General features: G+C 37.3%; 2 protein-coding genes. One reads left to right on the top strand and one right to left on the bottom strand.

The window, feature by feature from the left end; translation table 11 throughout:
* The coding region (locus tag M4I42_RS16935; RefSeq protein ID WP_268853199.1) for a hypothetical protein at positions 1 to 672 on the top strand (672 nt) is incomplete at its 5' end.
* A 199-nt stretch (positions 673 to 871) separates the two neighbouring features.
* Here M4I42_RS16935 and M4I42_RS16930 read toward each other — a convergent pair.
* On the bottom strand, positions 872 to 1,071 hold a 200-nt coding region (locus M4I42_RS16930), incomplete at its 5' end, for a transposase (RefSeq protein WP_268853198.1).

The raw sequence follows: 1,071 nt of genomic DNA, 5'->3' as shown, positions 1-1,071 counted from the left end.
TACAAAAAAATGAAAAGGGTGAAAAAAATGATAGAAAGAAGCATTACTAAACTACTAAGTGTTTCGGCATTATCTTTAGGTGTTCTGTTCTCAACTAATGCAGTAAGCTATGCGGCTGAAAATACGAATCAACCAAGTATTGAACAAACTGATATTGAAGCAGTTAAGATTGGTGGAGTAGAAATTAGTAAAGACGATCTAAATAAAGAGCAATTAAAAGAGTACAAAAAACTTATAAAAGATGGTTACACAGTATCTATACAAAAAAATGAACAAGGGTATGTAACTATTAGTGGCTATAAAACGGAATCTACTTCTCTTAATTCTTCCAGTCAAATAACACCGCAAGTAGTAGTAGGAGATCAAAGATTTAATATTTCGCAAGCTATTTATTATGGATATACGCATGTTGGGGAAATTACGGGATGGATTGATGTGGAATATATTGGATCTACAGTTTATCCAAGAAAACATTCTTTATATGTTTCTGGTGCTTACGGAGATAGAGTTTCTTATTCATACGGCAACCCTGGAAAAGTATATTATAATTTTACAAAAGTAGTTAGTAACGGTAGTATGAGTGGGACAGGCCCAGTACCTTTCCAAACTAGATTTGATATTTATAGTAACGGAACTATGAAATTCTGGAACGATTTATCACTGTATGACTAATAATTTAATTGGGTCTTCACCATTTTCTGTGATTTCCAATCAATCCCAGAAACATGTTAGCTGGATGAAATGGGTTCATCGGTCAAGATCCTTCTTCCGCATACAGACCATGAAGTTGGTAGAATGGAAACAGTCAAGCGCTTTCCTTGACGGGTTCCATTCTACCAACTATCATACCGATAGCGGAAGAAGGGAGCGCTTAAGCAGCCTGACTGCTTGTAGTGTTCCCTGTACACTCCAGAAATACACGCAAACGAAACCGTTCTAGATTTCGATAGCCATATGCCCGGCGTTTGATGTTTTTGATCTTGTGATTCGTCCCCTCGATTCGGGCATTGGTATATGGGCACAAAAAGTAGGAAAGAATCGGCTCCTTCCACCTTTCAAGCGTGTTGGCTA

Source organism: Anoxybacillus sp. J5B_2022, from assembly GCF_026847645.1.
Taxonomy (GTDB): domain Bacteria; phylum Bacillota; class Bacilli; order Bacillales; family Anoxybacillaceae; genus Anoxybacteroides.
This window is presented reverse-complemented; position numbering and strand designations above follow the sequence as displayed.